The organism is Lampropedia puyangensis (assembly GCF_004833285.1).
GTDB classification, from domain to species: domain Bacteria; phylum Pseudomonadota; class Gammaproteobacteria; order Burkholderiales; family Burkholderiaceae_C; genus Lampropedia; species Lampropedia puyangensis.
The window spans coordinates 65506-86223 of sequence record NZ_STFG01000010.1 but is presented as its reverse complement, the minus strand read 5'-3'; the positions used below and the strand labels follow the sequence as shown (position 1 = coordinate 86223).

Here is a 20718-nt window from a genome sequence, read left to right as displayed (position 1 = left end):
GAATTGAAAATGAAATCTCGTGCAGCAGTGGCGTTTGGCCCTGGAAAACCGTTGGAAATTGTAGAAATTGATGTGGCTGCGCCTAAGAAGGGGGAAGTGCTCATTCGCATTACCGATACTGGTGTTTGCCACACTGATGCGTTTACGCTGTCTGGTGAAGATCCTGAAGGCTTGTTCCCTGTGGTGCTGGGGCATGAAGGCGCAGGCATTGTGGTTGAAGTGGGTGAAGGCGTAACCAGCGTTCTGCCTGGTGACCATGTCATTCCCCTGTACACGGCAGAGTGCGGTGAATGCCTGTTCTGCAAGAGTGGTAAAACCAACTTGTGTACGGCAGTGCGTGCCACGCAAGGTAAAGGGGTGATGCCTGATGGCACCAGCCGTTTTTCGTATAACGGGCAACCTATCTACCACTACATGGGCTGCTCAACATTCAGTGAGTACACCGTGGTGGCTGAAGTGTCGCTCGCCAAAATCAACCCCGAAGCTAATCCTGAGCAGGTATGCTTGCTGGGCTGTGGCGTGACTACTGGCATTGGCGCTGTGCACAACACTGCCAAAGTACAAGAAGGCGATAGCGTGGCTGTGTTTGGGCTGGGTGGAATCGGTTTGGCCGTGATTCAAGGTGCGCGGCAAGCCAAGGCCGGGCGCATCATTGCGATCGATACCAATCCTTCCAAATTTGATTTGGCCAAGACATTTGGTGCGACCGATTGCATCAACCCCAAAGATTTTGACAAACCAATTCAGCAAGTGATTGTGGAGATGACGGGATGGGGTGTTGACCACTCTTTCGAGTGCATTGGTAATGTGAATGTGATGCGTGCTGCGCTGGAGTGTGCTCACCGTGGTTGGGGCCAATCCGTGATCATTGGTGTGGCGGGCGCTGGGCAAGAAATTTCTACACGTCCATTTCAATTGGTAACCGGCCGCCGCTGGTTGGGTACGGCCTTCGGTGGTGTCAAAGGTCGCAGCCAATTGCCAGGTATGGTCGAAGATGCAATGAAGGGCGACATTGATTTGGCGCCGTTTGTGACCCATACCATGGGCTTGGGCGAGATCAACCATGCATTTGATTTGATGCATGAGGGCAAATCTATCCGTTCGGTTATCAAGTATTGATCTGCATCGTGTTGGGAGATTTTTAGGGGGCTCACAAGGCGATTGCATGCCTGGGCGCCCATTTCTCCTGCCTTGACTTTTGCCGTTAGGAGACTATCTGATGGAACGAATCGAACAGCATGCCAGCTGGGGGGGGCGCCAAGAGGTTTGGAAGCATGCTTCCAGCGCTTTAGGCGTAGAAATGAAGGTGGGGGTTTACTTGCCACCGGCTGCTTTGGCCGGTCAGGCTTGCCCTGTGCTCTATTGGCTTTCGGGGCTGACGTGTACGGAACAGAATTTCATCACCAAAGCAGGGGCGCAGCAATTTGCCGCAGCGCACAACATTATTCTCGTTGCACCTGATACCAGCCCGCGTGGTGAGGGAGTTGCCAATGATGATGCTTATGATCTGGGGCAAGGCGCAGGCTTTTATCTCAATGCCACGCAAGCGCCGTGGGCCTCACACTTTCGCATGGAAGACTACGTGACCCAAGAGTTGCCCGCTTTGGTGGCCAAGCACTTTGTGACTACGGGCAAGCAAAGCATTTTTGGCCATAGTATGGGGGGGCATGGTGCATTGACGTTGGCGTTACGCCACCCAGGCCTTTACCAGAGTGTGTCGGCATTTTCACCCATCGTGGCGCCTTCGCAGGTGCCGTGGGGGCAGAAAGCGTTTACCGCCTATCTCGGGGAAGATCAAGCGCAATGGGCTGCGCATGATGCTGTGGCGCTGATCGCCAAGGCGCAGGAGCGACTGCCGCTGCTGGTAGACCAAGGTTTGCAGGATGACTTTTTGGATTCACAGCTCCAACCGGGCTTGCTTGAGGCCGCAGCCAAAGCCAGCAATCATCCACTCACATTGCGGCTGCAGCCAGGTTACGACCACAGCTATTATTTCATTGCCAGTTTTATGGAGGAGCATATCGCTCACCACGCGGCGTATTTGAAGTAAGGCTTGTATCAGCACCTTGACTATGCAAAAGCCACGCAATGGATTAGTCCATGGCGTGGCTGATTCGTTGGGGGAGAGGGATTTTTATGTGGGGGGTGTGCGCGCAATGCGAAGAGCCATGGCGACCCTTGCTTGGGCTGCAAATAGCGCCAAGTAGGCCCATAACTCGGCCCATTCTTCAAGCAGTTGGTCACTGCCTTCTGGTAAGCCGCTTAAATGCATACCCATATGTCCTTCTGCGGCGGTGGAAACCAAAAAACTGACCACAAAAATCCCGATTTCAATCAATGGAATTGCACGCATGCGCCACAGCTGGGGCAGTAATTTGTCAACACGCCAACGGAGAGCCAACAGCGCTTGCACGAGCAGCATTGCAGCCAAGGTTGGTGCAATGAATGGCTTATAGAACAACTGTTGGGACGATGAAAAGGTAGGGCCAGTGACAGGGTCTATGTGCAGCGGCATCAACAAGCAGGCCCCCCAGCTGAGCTCTCGCAGCGCCATTGCTAGCCAAATGGGGCAAATGATCCACCAGAAGGCCCGATGAGGTTGCCGCTGAGAGTGGCGTGCTTCGCGGATAGCCCAGAAGCTGCCAGCGATTAAAACCAATACTTGGGCATTTTCAATGAGGCCATTTTCCCAGCCCCAGACAGGGGGAAGATAAGGCGCTAAGTAATAGCCACCGAGCAAGGCCAAGGCGGTGAGCACAATGGTAGTGAGCTGGCCTTGAGTACTTGAAGCGTAATCAAAGATAGGTGAAGTGCGGTTCATAACTGGGTGTTGGTGGATCAAGCCGCGCGAAAGGCCATCCGCCAGCGCGTATAAGTTTCAACCCGATTAACCCGAGAGGGCAGTAGCAGCTGGCGCCGAGGAATGTGATGCGTTTACTGGCAATCGGAGTGAAGCAAAAAGGCCGTATGCATGCAGTGTTTCTGCCAGATGATTCGGTGATCTAAAGGATATTATCGTTCGGGCATGCACAGAGGTAACGTGCAACTGCAACTTGAAATGTACTCAAATGCAATGTTTTTACAGGGTTTAAGCGCTTTGGGCAGCAACGGCTTTGTGCTTGATTTCAAGATAAATAAAGGGTAATTCCTGTTTGTGTTGCAATTTGTTTGTATTAAAAACTCCGTGTTTATCATTTTGTTGAATGAAGAGAGGACACCTATGAGACTGACTCGACGTACTTGTTTGGCCGTGGCTGCGACCGTAGCGCTGGCATTCAGTGCTGGAACAGCTATTGCGCAAGCGAACTATCCGAATAAACCGATTCGTTTGCTGGTGCCCTTTGCTGCTGGTGGAACTACAGACATTATCGCCCGCGCAATTTCTGAACCCTTGGGCAAAGAATTGGGGCAATCCATTGTGGTGGAAAACAAGGGCGGTGGTGGCGGTGTGATTGGTGCTGGAGAGGCTGCGCGTGCAGCACCTGATGGCTACAACTTGAGTGTTGCCACGGTCTCGACTACCGCATCGAACCCGGCCATTAACCCGAATATCAGCTACAACCCGCTGACAGATTTCACGCCTGTGATCAATATGGCGGCAACCCCTAACGTGGTTGTGGTTCACCCATCATTTCCTGCCAAGAACTATGAAGAGTTCATTAAGGAAGTTTCCAGTAACCCAGGTAAGTATTCTTATGCTTCTTCAGGGACAGGCGGTATTGGGCACTTGCAGACTGAGTTGTTCAAAACGCTGGCAAACTTGGATATGCAGCACATTCCATACCGAGGTGCTGGCCCGGGTTTGAATGACGCGGTTGCAGGGCAAGTTCCAATCATGTTTGACAACCTTCCATCGGCACTGCCATTTATCACCAGCGGCCGCTTGAGGGCCATTGTGGTCGCTGCCAATGAGCGTGTTGCCGCTATTCCTGATGTGCCGACCTTTAAAGAAGTTGGATTGGAACCTGCTAACCGCATGGCCTACTATGGGATTTTGGGCCCTAAAGACATGCCACCAGAAATTGTCGACAAGCTCAATGCAGCAGTGAAGAAGGTGTTGCAAGAGCCTGCAGTGCGCAAGCGTATTGAAGATACGGGCTCTATTGTGGTGGCCAATACACCGGCTGAATTTGCAGCAGAAATCAAAGCGGAATTTGATGTTTACAGTGACGTGGTGAAAAAGCAGAATTTGAAGCTGGAATAAGCAAACCCCGCGTATTCCGCTAGAGTGATAACCGGTGCAAAGTTTTCTTTGCACCGGTTTTTTCGTTGAGGTCTGAATAATGATGGATGAGCACGATCAGGAATTGATTGACCGCTTTATTGACAGTTTGTGGCTCCACGAAGGGCTATCACGCAATACCTTGTATGCATACCGCAAAGACGTTGAACTGTTTGCTGGCTGGCTGCAAACACAAAAGCCTCCCGTTGGGCTATTGAATGTGACAGAAATCACGCTGCAACAGTATTTCGCTGCCAAACATAGCCAAACGAAAGCGACCACGGCCAACCGTCGGCTTACCGTGCTCAAGCGTCTGTACCGTTGGGGGTTTCGCGAGGGTTTGCTTCAGCAAGACCCTACGGCACGTATGCAGGCGGCCAAGCAAGCATTGCGCGTTCCCAAAACGATGACGGAGGCGCAGGTGGATACTTTGCTGGCAGCTCCAGAGGTTTCTGATGCATTGGGTTTGCGCGACAAAGCCATGTTGGAGTTGATGTACGCCAGTGGTTTGCGGGTGAGCGAGTTGGTGGGGTTGAAGACCTACCAAATTCGTATGCAAGACGGGGTGCTGCACGCCATGGGTAAGGGTAGTAAAGAGAGGTTGGTCCCTTTTGGCGCAGTGGCGCAGCAGTGGCTGGCGCGCTATGCCGAAGAGGCTCGGCCTCAAATTTTGGCTGGTCAACTCACGGACGATTACTTTGTGACTGCACGCGGCCATGGCATGACACGGGTGATGTTCTGGGTGTTGGTGAAAAAGTATGCACAGCTTGCAGGCATCACTCAGTCACTGTCGCCGCATACTTTGCGCCATGCTTTTGCCACCCATTTGCTCAACCACGGAGCAGATTTGCGCGCAGTTCAGATGTTACTGGGCCACACCGATATTTCAACCACAACGATTTACACGCATGTTGCCCGTGAGCGTTTAAAAAGCGTACACGCCACCCACCATCCACGAGGTTGATAGGTGGGGGAGGGCACAATGTTAGTTGGATGCTGGTGTGAGGGTGGGGCTCGAGGTAGGCGTGCTATGTGGTGCAGGGGCTGAGGCAATTGCATCACGGAAGGCGCGCAATTTGGCTTTGACTGCACGGGCATGGTCTGGCCCCATGCGAACGAGGATTTTTTGCCCTGCAGACAATGCTTCTAGTTGAAGGTCTTCAAATTCGTAACGTACCCAAGGCTGCTCAGATGCGATTTGGCCACGCACCTTCATCAAGTGCACGCGCGGCGCAATGGGTTCAGGTGCTTGAAGCAGATGGTCGATTACGGCGATGAGTCTGTCATTGAAATATCGGTTGGGGTAGCCCAAGTCTTCGTAAGCTTGTTGAAACAGTGGATAGAAATGGCGGTAGTCACGTGCCGCTTGTGTCACGTTGAGGTTTTGTACAAATTGCACTGCCAATGTGTAACGCGCACTGTTGGCCTGGGCAATTTGCGTTTCTACCCCTCCGTTTTGGTCTTCAACGGTAAATTTCGGTTCTGTCGGGTAGATTGGCCACAGTGCTGACGGCGCGCGGGGGGTCGTGAGATTGTCGATGGTTGTGACAAAGCGGCGTATAAATTGCTCATTGCGAATGAGTGCGCGAGCTTGCTGCGTTGCCCCCCATGCGCTCAAAGCGTTGCCGATGCTTTTGTCTGAACTTTCAAGAGAAGGCAGAGGCTCGCTGGCGAGCTCTTCAGGGGCCTCAATCGGGTTGAGCGGCTCTTCGTCTTCAAGGGCCAATGGATCGACGTGTGCTTGTTCAGATGTGATCTCAGGAGTATCTGTTGGCGGTGTGTCATGCTCGACCGATGGACTGGGCGTGTTGGCCTCTTGCCCTGTCAGGGATTGAATATTCGATTGAAGACTCTGCAAGCTTTGCTTCGCCTGCTCTGGCGAGCGCCATACCCACCAACCGATCCCCAGAATCACAATCACGGCCGTGATGACCAGTCCCCATAAAAGAGGCGATGCAGCTCGATTCTGATTCAAGCCCTGTGCATTTGCGCGAATTCGTTGCCCCATAGCGATTAAGTCCTTATGAACAGGCTTTTAGTGTAGCCCTACCAAGCAGGTGCCGGATGAATGCAGTTGGGAGTCGCTGCGCACAAAAGAGTTTCAGGAGGTCGCTGTCATGCTGCTTCCTGGCGCTGCGCCCTGATGTTCGTCATGCTGACTGCGTGCCATCACATAAATAGGCGCAAACGCTTCTGCCTGCGTAATTTCGATTAGCGTTTCCTTGGCCAGCTCCAGCATGGCGATGAATGTGACGACCAGAACGGGAATGCCCAGTTCTGGTTTGAAAAGCTCTTCAAATGGCAAGTAGGGTTTGTCTTTGAGATCACGCAGCACATGGCTCATGTATTCGCGCACACTGAGCTTTTCGCGCGTAATCGTATGGTGCGCTACCAATTGGCTGCGTTTGACAATCGCCAGCCAAGCTTTGCGCAAATCGTCTGGAGCGACGTTGGGCAGCTCTGGCGCCAATTGCAAGTCAAAGAAGGCTTGCGGTGTCCAGAAGTCACGGCCGTCTTGGGGGAGTTCATCGAGCTTGCGTGCTGCGATTTTGGTCTTTTCGTATTCCAGCAAACGCCTGACCAATTGTGCGCGAGGGTCTTCTTCTTGCTCTTCTTCGGTAGCGGGCGGGCGCGGTAGCAGCATGCGTGATTTAATTTCAATCAGCATGGCCGCCATCAGCAGATATTCGGCTGCCAGTTCCAAGTTGCGAGAGCGGATTTCTTGCACATAACCCATGTATTGCTGTGTTAGCGGCACCATGGGGATGTCAAGGATGTTGAAGTTCTGTTTGCGGATCAGATAGAGCAGCAAATCCAGCGGGCCTTCAAATGCCTCAAGAAAAATCTCTAATGCATCAGGTGGAATATACAGATCGGCAGGCAGCTCGAAAAGCGGCTCGCCATAAAGCCGGGCCAGCGCTGCAATCTGGGCTTGCTCTGCTTGAACGATGGTCGCCTCACGGACGGAATCGGCATCGGTGGCCGGTTCGATAGTTTCATCGTGCAGCAATTGCCCGGGTGGTTGCTCAAGGTCAGGCATGACTGAGGTGTCGACGTTTTCAGCATCAAGGGTTGCACCGGTTGGTGCAACAGGGGATGTGGTTTCGTCGTTGGACACAATGATTGCGAGGCGAGATGCAGTGACCTTGGTTATTTTTGGTCTGCTTCTGTACTGGTTTGGTACACATAGGGTTTTTGTGCCACTTGTGCTGCACGGTAGTCAGCCCAAACGTGTGCATTCACGTTCTTATCCCAAAGCAGCTTGCGCCCTTCTTGTTGTTGGGCATCCAGATGTGGGCGATCTGCTTTGAGCTTGTCCAGGAACTGGGTGGCTTCAGAACGGTAGTGGGGGCGCTGAAAGAATGACATAGACTCTCACGTTGTAATCAATGAATCGATGCAGAGGGCATCAAGGAGAATGCGATGCGCATTTTAACGGGCAGACAGCTGCAGCGGCAACAATGGCCTCGCTGGCTTGGTTGCGTTGTGATGGCACTGGTAGTGGCAGGGTGCGATCCCATTGCGCTGGACAAGCTCAAGGTCGGGCAATCCACCGAGGCGGACGTGCGGGATGCGATGGGCACACCAGAAATGGTCTGGAATGAAGCTGGTGGCGCAAGAACATTCGAATACAACCGCCAGCCTGCTGGGCATGTGAACTACATGATCACCATAGGCGCGGATGGCAAGCTTCAGGAAATCAAGCAGGTATTGACGGAGCAGGAGTTTGCCAAGATCAAACCAGGAATGGCTTACGACCAAGCGCGGCGCTTGTTGGGCAAGCCGGCCAAGGAAATGTGGTACCCGCTTAAGCAGGAGCAGCATGTGGATTGGCGTTATTTGAAGGACCCCACCACCTCTGGAATGTTCACCATTGTGCTGGATAAGCAACGCATCATTTTGCGTGCGTACACAGGCCCCGATATGAATGAAGAGTACCGCAATGGTGGCCAACGCTGATTTTTAGCAACTGGTTTGCAAGTTCTTTCTCTTTAATATTCAGTAACTGAATGATTTGTATAGGTGTTTGTGAGTAATGCACAGAAACTGTGGATAACTTTGTGGACAACAGGTGGGTGACGCTCCACAACAGCGTCATCAACCTGTATTTGTTACGTTGCCTATTTTTTAATCAATCTGTGATTTGTGAATTAAGTTTATTTAAAACAATAGCTTACGATTGATTGTTGAAAATAATGCATTTCAAAATGGTGACAGACTGATGAAGACTTGAAGACAGCACAGGCGCACTGTGTTTGTGCATAACGCCTGTGCAAACAATGCTTAATAATCAGTCAATGCGGCCCTGTCTAGCACTTGCAAGCCACCATATTCGAGTGCAATCAACTGTTCTTGTGCTAGTTTGACCAAGGCCATATTCACCCGCTGGCGTGATAGGCCAACCAAATAGGCGAGTTCCTGCTGGGTAATACGCAGGGCATTGTCTGAGCTTGGGGCTAGAACGGGGTTGACCAAGGCGGCCAATGAGCGGGCTACCCGTGAGTCAGGATTGCTCATTCGGTCGGTCTCACGGCTGGTGATGAATTGCCCCACGCGCTCACTGAGCTGGTTCATGATGATGCGGTTGAACTCAATCGATCGGTTCAGCAGCAGATGAAAAGTATCTACTGGCAAAGCTGCAATGGTACTTTTGCGTAAGGCTTGAATGTCGTAGCGGTAGTGCTCGCGTTTGAGCGCTGTGCCTTCCCCAAACCAGCCCCCAGTGGGGAGACCTGCATAGCTGATGCTGCTGCCGTCTGCGCGGTTGTTGCTCATCTTCAGCAGGCCATCAATCACACCTAGCCAATAGCGTACCGGTTTGCCGGCAATGCAGACGTAGTCGCCTTGAAGGCAATCTCCGACTTCCAGTGCTTGCTCAGCCAAACGCCTGTCTTGGGGCTTGAGGGAGACCAGCCACGGAATGCTTGCGAGTTCCTGTGCAGTCGGCGTGCGCCGCGTTTGCAGCATGTAGGGGAGTTTGCGCTCGTTTGGCGTTTTCATGGGCGAAGTCCAAGGCCTGTATAGAGATTAGATACACATGAAATGGTCAGGGAAAATGGTTGTTTTGAGCGGTCTCGGCCAAGACATCCAAGGGAAATTCCTGTCTAGGGTTTTCCCAAGATTGTCGTTGTAAGGACATTAAAACGTCAAAGTTGCCACTACGATGCCTGCATGGATAGCGCATGAGCAAGCGCTCCATCCACCATAAAACGTCAAGCCCCCATTAACGAAAAACGTTTGTGCAAAGGAAGGCAAAGGACATGGAGACAACATTTCCGCGGTTGATGCAGCAGCACGCACAGCAAAGACCACAGGACCCGGCCATTCGGGAAAAAGAATACGGCATTTGGCAGACGTGGAGCTGGAGCGATGTAGCGCGTGACGTGCGCTATCTGGCCTGCGGTCTGGCTTCTCTTGGATTGCAGCAGGGGCATAACTTAGCACTGGTTTCTAGCAATCGACCTTATCTCTACATGAGCATGCTGGCAGCGCAGTGCTTGCGCGCCGTGCCCGTGCCAATGTACCAAGACGCTGTGGCAGCTGAGATGGCGTATGTGCTGGAAGATGCAAACGCCCACATTGCGTTTGCAGAAGATCAGGAGCAGGTGGATAAGCTGCTGGAAATCCAACAATCCGATAGCCGTTTGCAGTACATCGTGTACGACGATCCCCGAGGTATGCGCAGTTACGACCAACCCGGTTTGGTGAGTGTGGCGCAATTGCTTGAACGCGGGCAGCAGTGGGATCAAGCCAACCCAGGGGCTTGGGACGCTTGGCTGCAAGCTGGGCAGCCTGATGATGTTTCTGTCATTTTGTACACCTCGGGCACGACGGGAAAACCCAAAGGGGTCTGTCAAACGCACCGCTCGTTTTCGAGTGCTGCTAAAGGGGGGATGGATGTTGATGGTCTAAACGCCAAAGACAACATGATTACCTACCTTCCTCCTGCTTGGGTGGGGGACCATTTGTTTTCAATTGCCCAATGGTTGGTTGCCGGTTTCACGATCAATTGTCCCGAGTCGGCCGAGACGGTGCAGATCGATTTGCAAGAGATCGGTCCGACTTACTACTTTGCGCCGCCACGGGTATTTGAGGGGCTGCTGACGACGGTTTCAATCCGTATGGAAGATGCATCCAAATTCAAGCGTTGGTTGTATGGCAAAGCGATGGGGTTGGCTCAACGTGTCGGGGCTGATATTTTGGATGGCCAATCAGTTGGTGCTGCCGACCGGTTGATGTATGCGTTGTACAACGCGCTGATTTACGGGCCTTTGCGCAACGTCATGGGTTTTTCGCGTATTCGGGTGGCGTATACCGCAGGTGCTGCGATTGGGCCTGAATTGTTTCGTTTTTACCGCTCCATCGGCATCAATCTCAAACAGTTGTATGGACAGACCGAAACATGTGCCTATGTTTGCCTGCAAAAGAATGGCCGCGTCAAACTCAATACAGTGGGCGAAGCCGCGCCTGGTATTGAGTTGAAAATTGCCGAGAGTGGCGAGGTATTGGTCAAAGGGGTTTCGATCCTCAAAGAGTATTACAAGCGCCCTGAGGCAACAGCTGAAATTTTCAATGCCGAAGGTTGGTTCCTCACGGGCGATGCCGGGGTACTTGATTCTGATGGGCAATTGCGCATCATTGATCGCGCCAAAGACGTGGGCAAACTCAATGGCGGGGCGATGTTTGCGCCCAACTACATTGAAAACAAGCTCAAGTTTTTCCCTCAAATCAAAGAAGCCGTGTGCTTTGGCCATGATCGTGACGAGGTGTGTGCCTTTATCAATATTGATTTTGAAGCGGTCGGCAATTGGGCAGAAAAACGCAACCTGCCGTACGCCGGTTATGTCGACTTGGCTGGCAAAACGGCGGTGTTGGAGTTGATCGCCGAATGCGTTGGAAAAATCAACCAAGAGCTTGCGACTGAAGAGGGTATGGAAGCGACCCAAATCAAGCGATTCTTGGTGCTGCACAAAGAGCTCGACCCCGATGACGATGAATTGACCCGCACACGCAAAATTCGCCGCAACTTTGTGGCTGAGAAATACGCAGTGTTGATTGATGCGTTGTATGGCGGCAAGAGCGAGCAGTTCATTGAAACACTGGTGAAATTTGAGGATGGCCGCACTGGCAGCGTGAGTGCCACGCTGAGCATTCTGCCTGCTCAAACTTTTCCCGCTGCGACAAAGGGGGCTTGACATGAGCAACTACAACGAATCTACGGCAGGCCGCAAAACAGGCGAGGTGATTTTGGATGTGCAAAACATCAGTCTGCGTTTTGGTGGCGTAAAGGCCTTGACCGATATTTCCTTCAATGTGCGCGAGCACGAAATCCGCTCAATCATTGGCCCCAATGGTGCGGGCAAGAGTTCGATGCTCAACTGTATCAACGGGGTCTATACGCCTTCAGAGGGAAGCATCACATTTCGTGGTCAGACGTTTTCACACATGAACTCGCGCCAGGTGGCTGAGATGGGGGTTGCGCGTACTTTTCAGAATCTGGCGCTGTTTAAAGGCATGAGTGTGATCGACAACATCATGTCGGGGCGTAACCTCAAAATCAAAAGCAATATCTTGCTGCAGGCATTGCGCATTGGCCCGGCTGAACGTGAGGAGATCAAGCACCGCGAGTTTGTTGAAAACATCATCGACTTTTTAGAAATTCAAGCGTTTCGCAAAACCCCTGTTGGGCAACTGCCATATGGCTTGCAAAAGCGCGTGGATTTGGGGCGTGCCTTGGCGATGGAGCCGCAGGTATTGCTGCTTGATGAGCCCATGGCAGGCATGAACCTGGAAGAGAAGCAGGATATGAGCCGCTTCATCATGGAGATTAATGAGGAGTTTGGCACCACCATTGTGTTGATTGAACATGATATGGGCGTGGTAATGGATATCTCTGATCGGGTGGTTGTGCTTGATTACGGGAAAAAAATTGGCGACGGCTCTCCTGATGAGGTCCGCAATAACGAAGAAGTGATCCGGGCCTACTTGGGCAGCTCACACTGATGATGGCGCACGCAACAGGAGACTCTAGGCATGGCATTTTTTCTTGAAACCTTGTTTGGCGGCCTGATGACAGGCATGCTGTATTCCTTGGTCGCGTTAGGCTTTGTGTTGATTTTCAAGGCCTCAGGCGTGTTCAATTTTGCGCAGGGTGCGATGGTGTTGTTCGCAGCGCTGGCGATGGCTCGCTTCTCGGCTTGGTTGCCGCAATGGTTTGGCTTTGAAAGCAAAATTTTGGCCAATTTGCTGGCTTTTGCGATTGCCGCTTTGTGCATGTTTGCCGTGGCGTGGGTGATTGAGCGTTTGGTGTTGAGGCATCTGGTCAACCAGGAAGGAGCAACCCTGTTGATGGCCACATTGGGGATTACCTACTTTCTTGACGGCTTGGGCCAAACTTTGTTTGGCAGCAATGTCTACAGCATTGATATCGGCATGCCCAAAGACCCGGTGTTCATGCTTGATTCGGTGTTCGATGGTGGTGTGATGATCAACAAAGAAGACCTGTATGCCGCAGTGATCGCCGCTGCGCTGGTGGCTTTGCTGACGTTGTTTTTCCAGAAAACGAGTACAGGCCGGGCGTTGCGCGCCGTGGCTGATGACCATCAGGCCGCGCAGTCAGTGGGTATTCCTCTGAATCGTATTTGGGTGATTGTGTGGTGTGTCGCAGGCGTGGTCGCACTGGTGGCGGGGATGATTTGGGGCAGCAAATTGGGGGTGCAATTTTCATTAACCACCATCGCGTTACGTGCCTTGCCTGTAGTGATTTTGGGCGGCTTGACGTCTGTGCCCGGCGCCATCATCGGCGGGCTGATTATTGGTGTAGGAGAGAAGCTCTCAGAGGTGTATTTGGGGCCTTATGTGGGCGGCGGTATCGAGATTTGGTTTGCCTATGTGCTGGCACTGGTGTTCCTGCTCTTCAGGCCTCAAGGTTTGTTTGGCGAAAAAATCATTGATCGCGTCTGACCAAATCAACCAAGGAGACAACCCATGTTTTACAGAGAAAACGGTCAGTTCAAAACCACGTACCGTGCTGACCAGCAAATATTCGCTATTCGGCAAGATCGAATCGCCATGGCACTGATTTTGGCGGCACTTTTTGTGGTGGTGCCCATGTTCGCTAGCGATTATTTCTTTCGTGCGATTTTGATACCGTTGGTCATCATGTCGATGGCTGCCTTGGGCGTGAATATTCTGGTTGGATATTGCGGCCAGATTTCACTCGGCTCGGGCGCTTTTATGGCCGTAGGGGCTTACGGTGCCTGGAATTTTTACACCCGTTTTCAAGGCATGCCTTTGGTGCCTGCGGTAATTTTGGGCGGTTTGTGTGCCATGTTTTTTGGTATTTTGTTTGGTTTGCCCAGCTTGCGTGTGCGGGGGTTGTATTTGGCTGTGGCGACCTTGGCCGCACAGTTTTTCGCTGACTGGATGTTCCTGCGCGTGAAATGGTTCACCAATTACTCGCCTTCAGGTTCGGTTTCGGTCAATCACCTGCAAGTGTTTGGCTATCCGCTTGATTCAGCCTTGTCGCGTTACTTGTTCTGTCTGGCGCTGCTAGTGGTCGTTGCTTTGCTAGCCAAGAATTTGGTGCGCAGTGCGATTGGACGCGAATGGATGGCCATTCGTGATATGGATGTGGCCGCTGCGGTGATTGGTATTCGCCCTATGTACGCCAAGCTCAGCGCTTTTGCGGTCAGTTCGTTCATCATCGGTATGGCTGGCGCGTTGTGGGCATTTATCCACCTGAGCGCATGGGAGCCTGCTGCATTCTCTGTTGAGGTGTCCTTTCGCCTGCTGTTCATGGTCATTATTGGCGGCTTGGGCTCCATCATGGGCAGCTTCTTGGGGGCAGGGTTTATTGTGGTTTTACCCATTTTCCTGAACCAATTTTTGCCTTGGCTGTTTGGCCTGTTTGGTTTGAGTATTTCCACCGCAGGTGTGGCCCATACCGAATTGATGATTTTTGGCGCATTGATCGTGTGGTTCCTGATTGTGGAGCCGCATGGCTTGGCCAAGTTGTGGTCAACGGCCAAACAGAAGCTGCGTATTTGGCCTTTCCCGCATTGATTGGCAAGGCCGCGCAATAGATGCACCAAGCTGTTCGTTGTATTTCGTGTGAGTTTTTTCGTTCCCGCAACCATAAACAACCGTTAAGGAGACAAACCATGAAGCGCATCAAAACCACTCTTTTGGCCGCCGCCGTTTTGGCCACGGCGACCATGGGCTTTACCCCTGTTGCCTCAGCGCAGACGGAGCAGTTCATTCCATTGCTGTCCTACCGTACGGGGCCTTATGCTCCAAACGGCATTCCATGGGCCAACGGCAAGCAGGACTACATCAAGCTGGTCAACGAGCGCGATGGTGGGATCAATGGCGTGAAAATGTCGTTCGAGGAATGTGAGTTTGGCTATGCAACAGACCGTGGCGTGGAGTGCTATGAACGCTTGAAGAGTCGTCCAGGTGTGGCCTTGTTCGATCCGCAATCAACTGGTGTCACGTTTGCCCTGACAGAAAAGGCCAATACAGACAAAATTCCTTTGATTACCTTGGGCTATGGCCTGTCTATTGCTGCCGACGGGATGGCATTCAAATGGAACTTCCCGTATCTGGGTAGTTACTGGACTGGTGCGGATGCGCTGGTTCAGCATTTGGGTAAAGAGTTAGGTGGTCTGGATAAGCTCAAAGGCAAGAAAATCGCGCTGGTTTACCACGACAGCCCTTTTGGTAAAGAGCCTATTCCTGTAATGCAAGAGCGCGCCAAAATGCACGGTTTTGAATTGCAGCTGTTGCCTGTGACCGCACCTGGTGTAGAGCAAAAATCCACTTGGCTGCAGGTTCGTCAAAGCCGCCCTGACTATGTGTTTCTGTGGGGCTGGGGTGTGATGAACTCTACGGCGTTGAAAGAGGCGCAGGCTACTGGTTACGCGCGCAACAAAATTTACGGTGTGTGGTGGGCAGGTGCAGAGCCAGATGTGCGCGACATTGGTGATGGTGCCAAAGGCTACAAGGCACTTGCGTTGAATGGCTATGGTCAGGACACCAAAGTCGCGCAAGACATCCTCACTTATGTGCATGGCAAAGGGCAAGGCACAGGCGACAAAAATGAAGTTGGCTCAGTGCTGTACACGCGTGGCGTGATCATTCAGATGCTGACGGTAGAGGCTATTCGCACTGCGCAGGAAAAATTTGGCAAGGGCAAGGTGATGACCCCAGAACAAGTGCAGTGGGGTATGGAGAACCTGAATCTGACAGCAGAGCGTCTCAAGGAACTTGGCTTTGACGGCATCATCCGTCCGCTGCAAACCACCTGCGCCAACCATATGGGCTCCACCAGTGTGCGTGTGCACGAGTGGGATGGTAAGCAATGGGGCAATCTCTCTGATTGGTATGAAGCTGATCCAGCCGTGCTCGACAAGATGATCAAAGACGGTGCAGACAAATACTTGGCAGAGAAGAACCTCAAGCGCCGTGAGCAAGCCGATTGCGGGGCGTAATGTGATTGCTGCACTACGCGTTTTATGAAGGGTCAGGAGGGCCAGACTCTTCAAAATCGCGAAAAACTGTCTACCGGTGTTTGTTTCGTATCGTGTAGGCAGCTCAGGTCAGATTGACCACAGTGCTAGGCACCTCATCCTGTCCGTGATAGCGAAGGTGGTGCCAAAGGCCTATTTTTTGACACACAGTTCAAACTACTGGAGTTGCCCTTTATGAGTCAGCCCAACATCGTCCTCAACGTCAACGGCATTGAGGTGATTTACAACCATGTGATCTTGGTGCTCAAAGGCGTTTCGCTGCAGGTTCCTGAAGGTGGGATTGTGGCCCTTCTGGGTGGCAACGGCGCAGGTAAAACGACCACGTTAAGGGCCATTTCCAACCTGCTCAAGGCCGAGCGTGGGGATGTCACCAAAGGTTCGATTGAGCTGCGAGGCGAACGTATCGAAAACCTCTCGCCAGCAGATTTGGTGAAACGCGGTGTGGTTCAGGTGATGGAAGGGCGGCACTGCTTTGCCCACCTCACCATTGAAGAGAACCTCATGACTGGCAGTTACACCCGTGCCGACAAGGGTGAAGTTGCCGCCAATTTGGATAAGGTCTACACCTATTTCCCAAGGCTGAAAACGCGCCGTGCGTCGCAAGCAGCTTACACCTCAGGAGGCGAGCAGCAGATGTGTGCTATTGGTCGTGCCTTGATGACCAACCCTAATCTGGTGTTGCTTGATGAGCCATCGATGGGATTGGCGCCGCAAATCGTTGAGGAGGTCTTCCATATCGTCAAGGACCTCAATACCAAAGAAAAAGTGACTTTTTTATTGGCAGAGCAAAACACGAATATGGCGCTGAAGTATGCAGACTACGGCTACATCATGGAGTCCGGTCGCATCATGATGGATGGCAAGGCTCAAGACTTGGCCAATAACTCTGACGTGAAAGAGTTTTATCTGGGCGTCGGTGGGGATGGTCGCAAAAGTTTTCGCGATGTCAAAAGCTATAAGCGCCGCAAACGTTGGCTTGCATGACCTAGGCCTATCAGGAACGCTCGCGCAGCAAGCGTGTTGCAAATGCTTCATGCTGATGTGCATGTAAGCCCTTCACCAAAAACTTTGATTGCAGTCTGCAGAGACAGTTGCAGCACTATGGGTGTTTGCAACGCAAATCCAGTGACATCAATTAGACAGGAGACAACGGATGGCAAGCCCCAATCATACGCAAGCTGTAGCGCTTGCCCCGGAGGAGGAGCGCTCCGCGCAGGAACGTGAAGCTTCTTTGATGGCTGCGCTACCCATGCAGATTGCACACGCGCAGCGCCAAACCAGCGCTTTCGCGCAGCTCTTGGAAGGTGTTGACGCCTCTTCGATCGATAATCGTCAGGCGTTGGCCCGGTTGCCTGTGATTCGCAAATACGAATTGCTGCAGCGGCAACAGCAGCAGCGCCAGAGCGATGTCTTCGGTGGCTTCAGCGCTATTGGCTATGGCGCAGCAATGCCACGCGTATTTGCCAGTCCAGGCACCATATATGAGCCAGAAGGTGTTCGCGCAGATTACTGGCGCATGGCCCGTGCCATGCGGGCGGCAGGCTTTCAGGCCGGTGACTTGGTTCACAATAGCTTCAGCTACCACTTCACACCTGCGGGTTCCATGATGGAAAGCGGCGCGCATGCGCTTGGGTGTTCGGTCTTTCCTGGGGGGACGGGCCAGACAGAACAGCAGGTACATGCCATGGCAGAGCTCAAGCCCGCCGCGTACGCTGGCACACCCAGCTTTTTGAAATTGCTGCTTGAACGGGCGCAGGAATTGGGCGTGTCGATAGCCAGTGTGCGCAAAGCGCTGGTGTCGGGGGAGGCCTTTCCTCCATCTTTGCGTGATTGGTTCGCGGCGCGTGGCGTCCAAGCCTACCAGTGTTATGCCACGGCAGACTTAGGACTGATTGCCTACGAAACCCAAGCACGGGAGGGCTTGGTTTTGGATGAGCATGTCATCGTGGAGATTGTTCGCCCCGGTACGGGCGAACCTGTTTCAGAGGGCGAAGTGGGCGAGTTGGTCGTGACGACGCTGAACCCCGATTACCCTTTGATCCGCTTCGGAACTGGAGACCTTTCTGCTGTGTTGCCTGGCACATGCCCGACGGGGCGGACCAATACGCGTATCAAGGGCTGGATGGGCCGTGCAGACCAAACCACCAAGGTTCGCGGCATGTTTGTGCATCCAGGGCAAGTGGCAGAAATCATCGGACGTTTTCCTGCGATTCGCAAAGCGCGTTTGGTTGTCACAGGTGAAATGGCCAATGACCAAATGACGCTTCAGGTTGAAACGGCAGATAGCGCTGAAACTTTGCAGGCGCCCTTGGCGGCGGCCATTCGTGAAGTGACCAAACTAAGGGGGGATGTGCAATGCCTTGCCCCAGGAGCTTTGCCAAACGATGGGAAGGTGATTGAAGACGCCAGAAGCTACACCTGAGGGTGCATTGGTTTTGTTGCTTTGTTTACAGAAAAACAAAAGTTCTGGCACTGAAGATGCATGCATGATGGCCGCACATTTTGCAGAACTTTTCTACGTCTTACCGTAAAGGCTCCTTGATGAAAAATAAACCGTTGTTATTGCTTACCCCCATTGCCTTCGCAATTTTTTTGGCTGCATGTGGCGGTGGTAGCGACAATCTGGTTGTCGATAATGGCTTGATTGTTGACACCAACCCCAATAGCTGCACCGTCAGCTCCAGTAACGGGGCTGGGGTAGTTGTCGGGTCCGGCCAACCTGGCGACCCTGCAGCGCCTGAGGCTCCTTCTGGTTACCGTCTGGGCTACAAAGCTAAATACTCCAACAGCTACATGGTTGTTGCGAATACGCCTTTGGCCAGCAAAGCAGGTTGTGAGGTGCTTCGCGCAGGCGGAACGGCCGCTGATGCCGCTGTCGCAGTACAAGCCGTTTTGGGCTTGGTGGAGCCACAATCGAGCACATTGGCCGGTAGCGCATTCATGATGTACTACGACGCCGCAACCAAAAAAGTGACGGCCTATGATGGCCGTGAAACAGCGCCTGCTGCTGCAACCAACTACTACCTGCAGCGGCAAGAACAAGCAGATGCAGATTCCGGGGCACCCGTGCCAAGTGCGCGTCGCAGTGGACGCTCCATTGGCGTGCCGGGCGTCATGCGTATGCTTGAGATGGCTCAGACTGAGCACGGCAAATTGCAATGGAATCAGCTCTTTGATGAGGGCATTAAGCTGGCTGATCAAGGCTTTGTGATTCCTGCGCGTTTGGGCAGTGCCATTGCCAGTAATGCCAATAATCTGGCGCTGGATGCCAACGCCGTAGCAACCTTTTTCCATACAGATGGATCGCCACGCAAGAGCGGCGAGACCATGACCAACGTGCCATACGCCAAAACTTTGCAGGCTTTGGCTGAACGAGGTGCCGATGCGTTGCATCAAGGTGAAATTGCTAAGGCAATTGTGGCCAAGGCCGGTCAGACAGTGGGTGATGACGCGGCTCGCACGCCTATGACTCCCAGTTTGATGACCCTGCAGGATTTGGCTGCTTACGAGCCGAAAAAGCGTGAGCCTGTGTGTACAACTTACCGCAATGCTTACTACATTTGCAGCATGTCGCCTCCTTCTTCAGGTGGCATTGCGATTGTGCAAGCCTTGGGTATTTTGGAGAATTTCGACCTGAAGCAATACCCTCCCGCAGATCCGGACAATGAAGGTGGTATTCCAAGCGTGATGGGGGTGCACTTGGTTTCCGAAGCGTCTCGCCTGGCTTATGCAGACCGCGACAAGTACGTGGCTGATACCGACTTTGTGCCGCTGCCTGGTCAAGGCGTGGCCAGCATGCTGAACAAAGACTACCTCAAGCAACGGGCCAGTTTGATCAGTTTGGATCAAAGCATGGGTGTAGCTACGGCAGGAGACTTCGGATCTGCACAGCGGCAAGGCATCGATACGACTGTTGAACATGGCACAACGCATTTCTCGATTACCGATGCATACGGCAACGTGGCATCAGTCACGTCTACGGTCGAATCGAGCATGGGGTCTTTCCACATGGTCGATGGCTTCTTGCTTTCGAACCAATTGACAGACTTTTCTGCCAACCCTCTGGATGCCAACGGCAATTTGGTCGCCAACCGTGTGGATGCTGGCAAACGCCCACGCAGCACCATGGCGCCCACGATCGTGTTTAAAGGTACTGAGCCGGGCGAGTTCTTGATGGCTACAGGCTCCCCAGGCGGTGGCACCATCATTCAATATGTGTTGAAAACGGTCGTTGGGGCATTGGATTGGAATCTGGATGCACAACAAGCGACCTCACTGGTCGATTTTGGAGCAAGCAATAGTCGCACGACCAGCGTGGATGGTGCCAACACGACTTTGGACTTGAGTGGTTTGATGGATGGCCTCAAAGCCAAGGGACACACCATTTCTAATTCAGCCCAGTCCAGTGGTATCTCCACCATCATGCGTGTTACACGTGATGGCAAGACCCAATGGGAAGGCGGCGTGGATCCACGTCGTGAAGGTATTGTCTTGGGCGATGGCACACAATAAGCCGCCATAGCGAATGCACTTGCACCATGGGGTGTTTGTGCATAAATGGAAAAGCCTGCTTCCTTGGTAAAAGGAAGCAGGCTTTTGATTTGTTGCTATGGGTGGTTGCTCAGCAAGTTTCCAACTGGTGCAGGTGGCTTGCAAATGTGTCGTTATCGCAGCTTGCGTTGATGTGGTCAAAGTAGGTGTACCAGCCGGAGGCTTTGATTCCTGCCAGTAATGCCTTCCGCGCTTCAGGAGTTGAAAAACGCCAAATGCCAACGAATTCGTGTGTAGTGGGGCAATCTATTTCTTGGGCGGTTTGGCCGAGTGCCACTATCTCAACTCCCATTTCGCTGAGCTGTCCCATTGCTTGGACAATGCTGGCGATGAATTGCTGGCGCAAGGCGGTTGAAAGAGTGCGCCATGCTGCATTTGGTGTGTATAGTTCGACAAGGTAATGAGACATTGCTT

General features: G+C 52.6%; 19 protein-coding genes. 13 read left to right on the top strand and 6 right to left on the bottom strand.

The genetic code is table 11. The features are described 5' to 3' along the window. The first annotated feature begins 9 nt into the window (after positions 1–9). Both E9531_RS10355 and fghA read left to right on the top strand, forming a co-directional pair. Positions 10–1119: an S-(hydroxymethyl)glutathione dehydrogenase/class III alcohol dehydrogenase gene (locus E9531_RS10355; RefSeq protein ID WP_136573680.1), complete on the top strand. Its 1110-nt coding sequence runs from the start codon at positions 10–12 to the stop codon at positions 1117–1119. Positions 1120–1219: 100 nt separating this feature from the next. Then, positions 1220–2050, top strand: a complete 831-nt coding sequence (fghA, locus tag E9531_RS10350) for an S-formylglutathione hydrolase (RefSeq protein WP_136573679.1) — start codon at positions 1220–1222, stop codon at positions 2048–2050. 84 nt (positions 2051–2134) lie between these two features. Here fghA and E9531_RS10345 read toward each other — a convergent pair whose 3' ends face one another. Next, a complete protein-coding gene (locus E9531_RS10345) occupies positions 2135–2821 on the bottom strand; it encodes a hypothetical protein (protein ID WP_136573678.1) in 687 nt (228 codons plus the stop codon). Between the two features lie 405 nt (positions 2822–3226). Here E9531_RS10345 and E9531_RS10340 point away from each other — a divergent pair, with 405 nt between their 5' ends. Continuing rightward, positions 3227–4204, top strand: a complete 978-nt coding sequence (locus E9531_RS10340) for a tripartite tricarboxylate transporter substrate binding protein BugE (RefSeq protein ID WP_425293580.1) — start codon at positions 3227–3229, stop codon at positions 4202–4204. An 82-nt stretch (positions 4205–4286) separates the two neighbouring features. After that, positions 4287–5186 (top strand): site-specific tyrosine recombinase XerD, encoded by a 900-nt coding sequence (gene xerD, locus E9531_RS10335; protein WP_136573676.1) that lies wholly within the window; start codon positions 4287–4289, stop codon positions 5184–5186. 21 nt (positions 5187–5207) lie between these two features. Here xerD and E9531_RS10330 read toward each other — a convergent pair whose 3' ends face one another. The 3 genes from E9531_RS10330 to E9531_RS10320 all read right to left on the bottom strand — a co-directional run bounded on the left by E9531_RS10330 (position 5208) and on the right by E9531_RS10320 (position 7591). Next, a complete protein-coding gene (locus tag E9531_RS10330; protein ID WP_136573675.1) occupies positions 5208–6230 on the bottom strand; it encodes a DUF3014 domain-containing protein in 1023 nt (340 codons plus the stop codon). A gap of 93 nt (positions 6231–6323) precedes the next feature. Next, entirely contained in the window at positions 6324–7262 is a 939-nt protein-coding gene (locus tag E9531_RS10325; protein WP_136573723.1) for a segregation and condensation protein A, read from the bottom strand. Positions 7263–7372: 110 nt separating this feature from the next. Then, entirely contained in the window at positions 7373–7591 is a 219-nt protein-coding gene (locus tag E9531_RS10320; protein ID WP_136573674.1) for a DUF3460 family protein, read from the bottom strand. Between the two features lie 54 nt (positions 7592–7645). On the opposite strand from E9531_RS10320, the gene E9531_RS10315 reads away from it, so the two are divergent. Continuing rightward, complete coding sequence (locus E9531_RS10315; RefSeq protein ID WP_244610071.1) at positions 7646–8182, top strand: outer membrane protein assembly factor BamE; 537 nt, start codon at positions 7646–7648, stop codon at positions 8180–8182. A gap of 324 nt (positions 8183–8506) precedes the next feature. Here E9531_RS10315 and E9531_RS10310 read toward each other — a convergent pair whose 3' ends face one another. Then, positions 8507–9223, bottom strand: a complete 717-nt coding sequence (locus tag E9531_RS10310) for a Crp/Fnr family transcriptional regulator (protein ID WP_211343415.1) — start codon at positions 9221–9223, stop codon at positions 8507–8509. A gap of 260 nt (positions 9224–9483) precedes the next feature. On the opposite strand from E9531_RS10310, the gene E9531_RS10305 reads away from it, so the two are divergent. From E9531_RS10305 to ggt, 8 genes are all read left to right on the top strand, one after another. Beyond that, positions 9484–11418, top strand: a complete 1935-nt coding sequence (locus tag E9531_RS10305; RefSeq protein ID WP_136573673.1) for an AMP-dependent synthetase/ligase — start codon at positions 9484–9486, stop codon at positions 11416–11418. 1 nt (position 11419) lies between these two features. Further along, positions 11420–12226 carry an ABC transporter ATP-binding protein gene (locus E9531_RS10300; protein WP_136573672.1) on the top strand — a complete coding sequence of 269 codons (807 nt, stop codon included), beginning with the start codon at positions 11420–11422 and terminating at the stop codon, positions 12224–12226. 30 nt (positions 12227–12256) lie between these two features. Beyond that, the gene (locus E9531_RS10295) at positions 12257–13186 is read left to right on the top strand and encodes a branched-chain amino acid ABC transporter permease (RefSeq protein ID WP_136573671.1); all 930 of its coding nucleotides are present in this window, start codon (positions 12257–12259) and stop codon (positions 13184–13186) included. 24 nt (positions 13187–13210) lie between these two features. Next, a complete protein-coding gene (locus tag E9531_RS10290) occupies positions 13211–14287 on the top strand; it encodes a branched-chain amino acid ABC transporter permease (RefSeq protein WP_136573670.1) in 1077 nt (358 codons plus the stop codon). Between the two features lie 98 nt (positions 14288–14385). Then, positions 14386–15714 carry an ABC transporter substrate-binding protein gene (locus E9531_RS10285; RefSeq protein ID WP_136573669.1) on the top strand — a complete coding sequence of 443 codons (1329 nt, stop codon included), beginning with the start codon at positions 14386–14388 and terminating at the stop codon, positions 15712–15714. 213 nt (positions 15715–15927) lie between these two features. Next, positions 15928–16737 (top strand): ABC transporter ATP-binding protein, encoded by an 810-nt coding sequence (locus E9531_RS10280; protein WP_136573668.1) that lies wholly within the window; start codon positions 15928–15930, stop codon positions 16735–16737. Between the two features lie 169 nt (positions 16738–16906). Continuing rightward, positions 16907–18175: a phenylacetate--CoA ligase family protein gene (locus E9531_RS10275; RefSeq protein WP_136573667.1), complete on the top strand. Its 1269-nt coding sequence runs from the start codon at positions 16907–16909 to the stop codon at positions 18173–18175. A 119-nt stretch (positions 18176–18294) separates the two neighbouring features. Continuing rightward, entirely contained in the window at positions 18295–20265 is a 1971-nt protein-coding gene (gene ggt, locus E9531_RS10270) for a gamma-glutamyltransferase (RefSeq protein ID WP_136573666.1), read from the top strand. A gap of 109 nt (positions 20266–20374) precedes the next feature. Here ggt and E9531_RS10265 read toward each other — a convergent pair whose 3' ends face one another. Beyond that, entirely contained in the window at positions 20375–20713 is a 339-nt protein-coding gene (locus E9531_RS10265; RefSeq protein ID WP_136573665.1) for a DUF6616 family protein, read from the bottom strand. Positions 20714–20718: the final 5 nt, after the last annotated feature.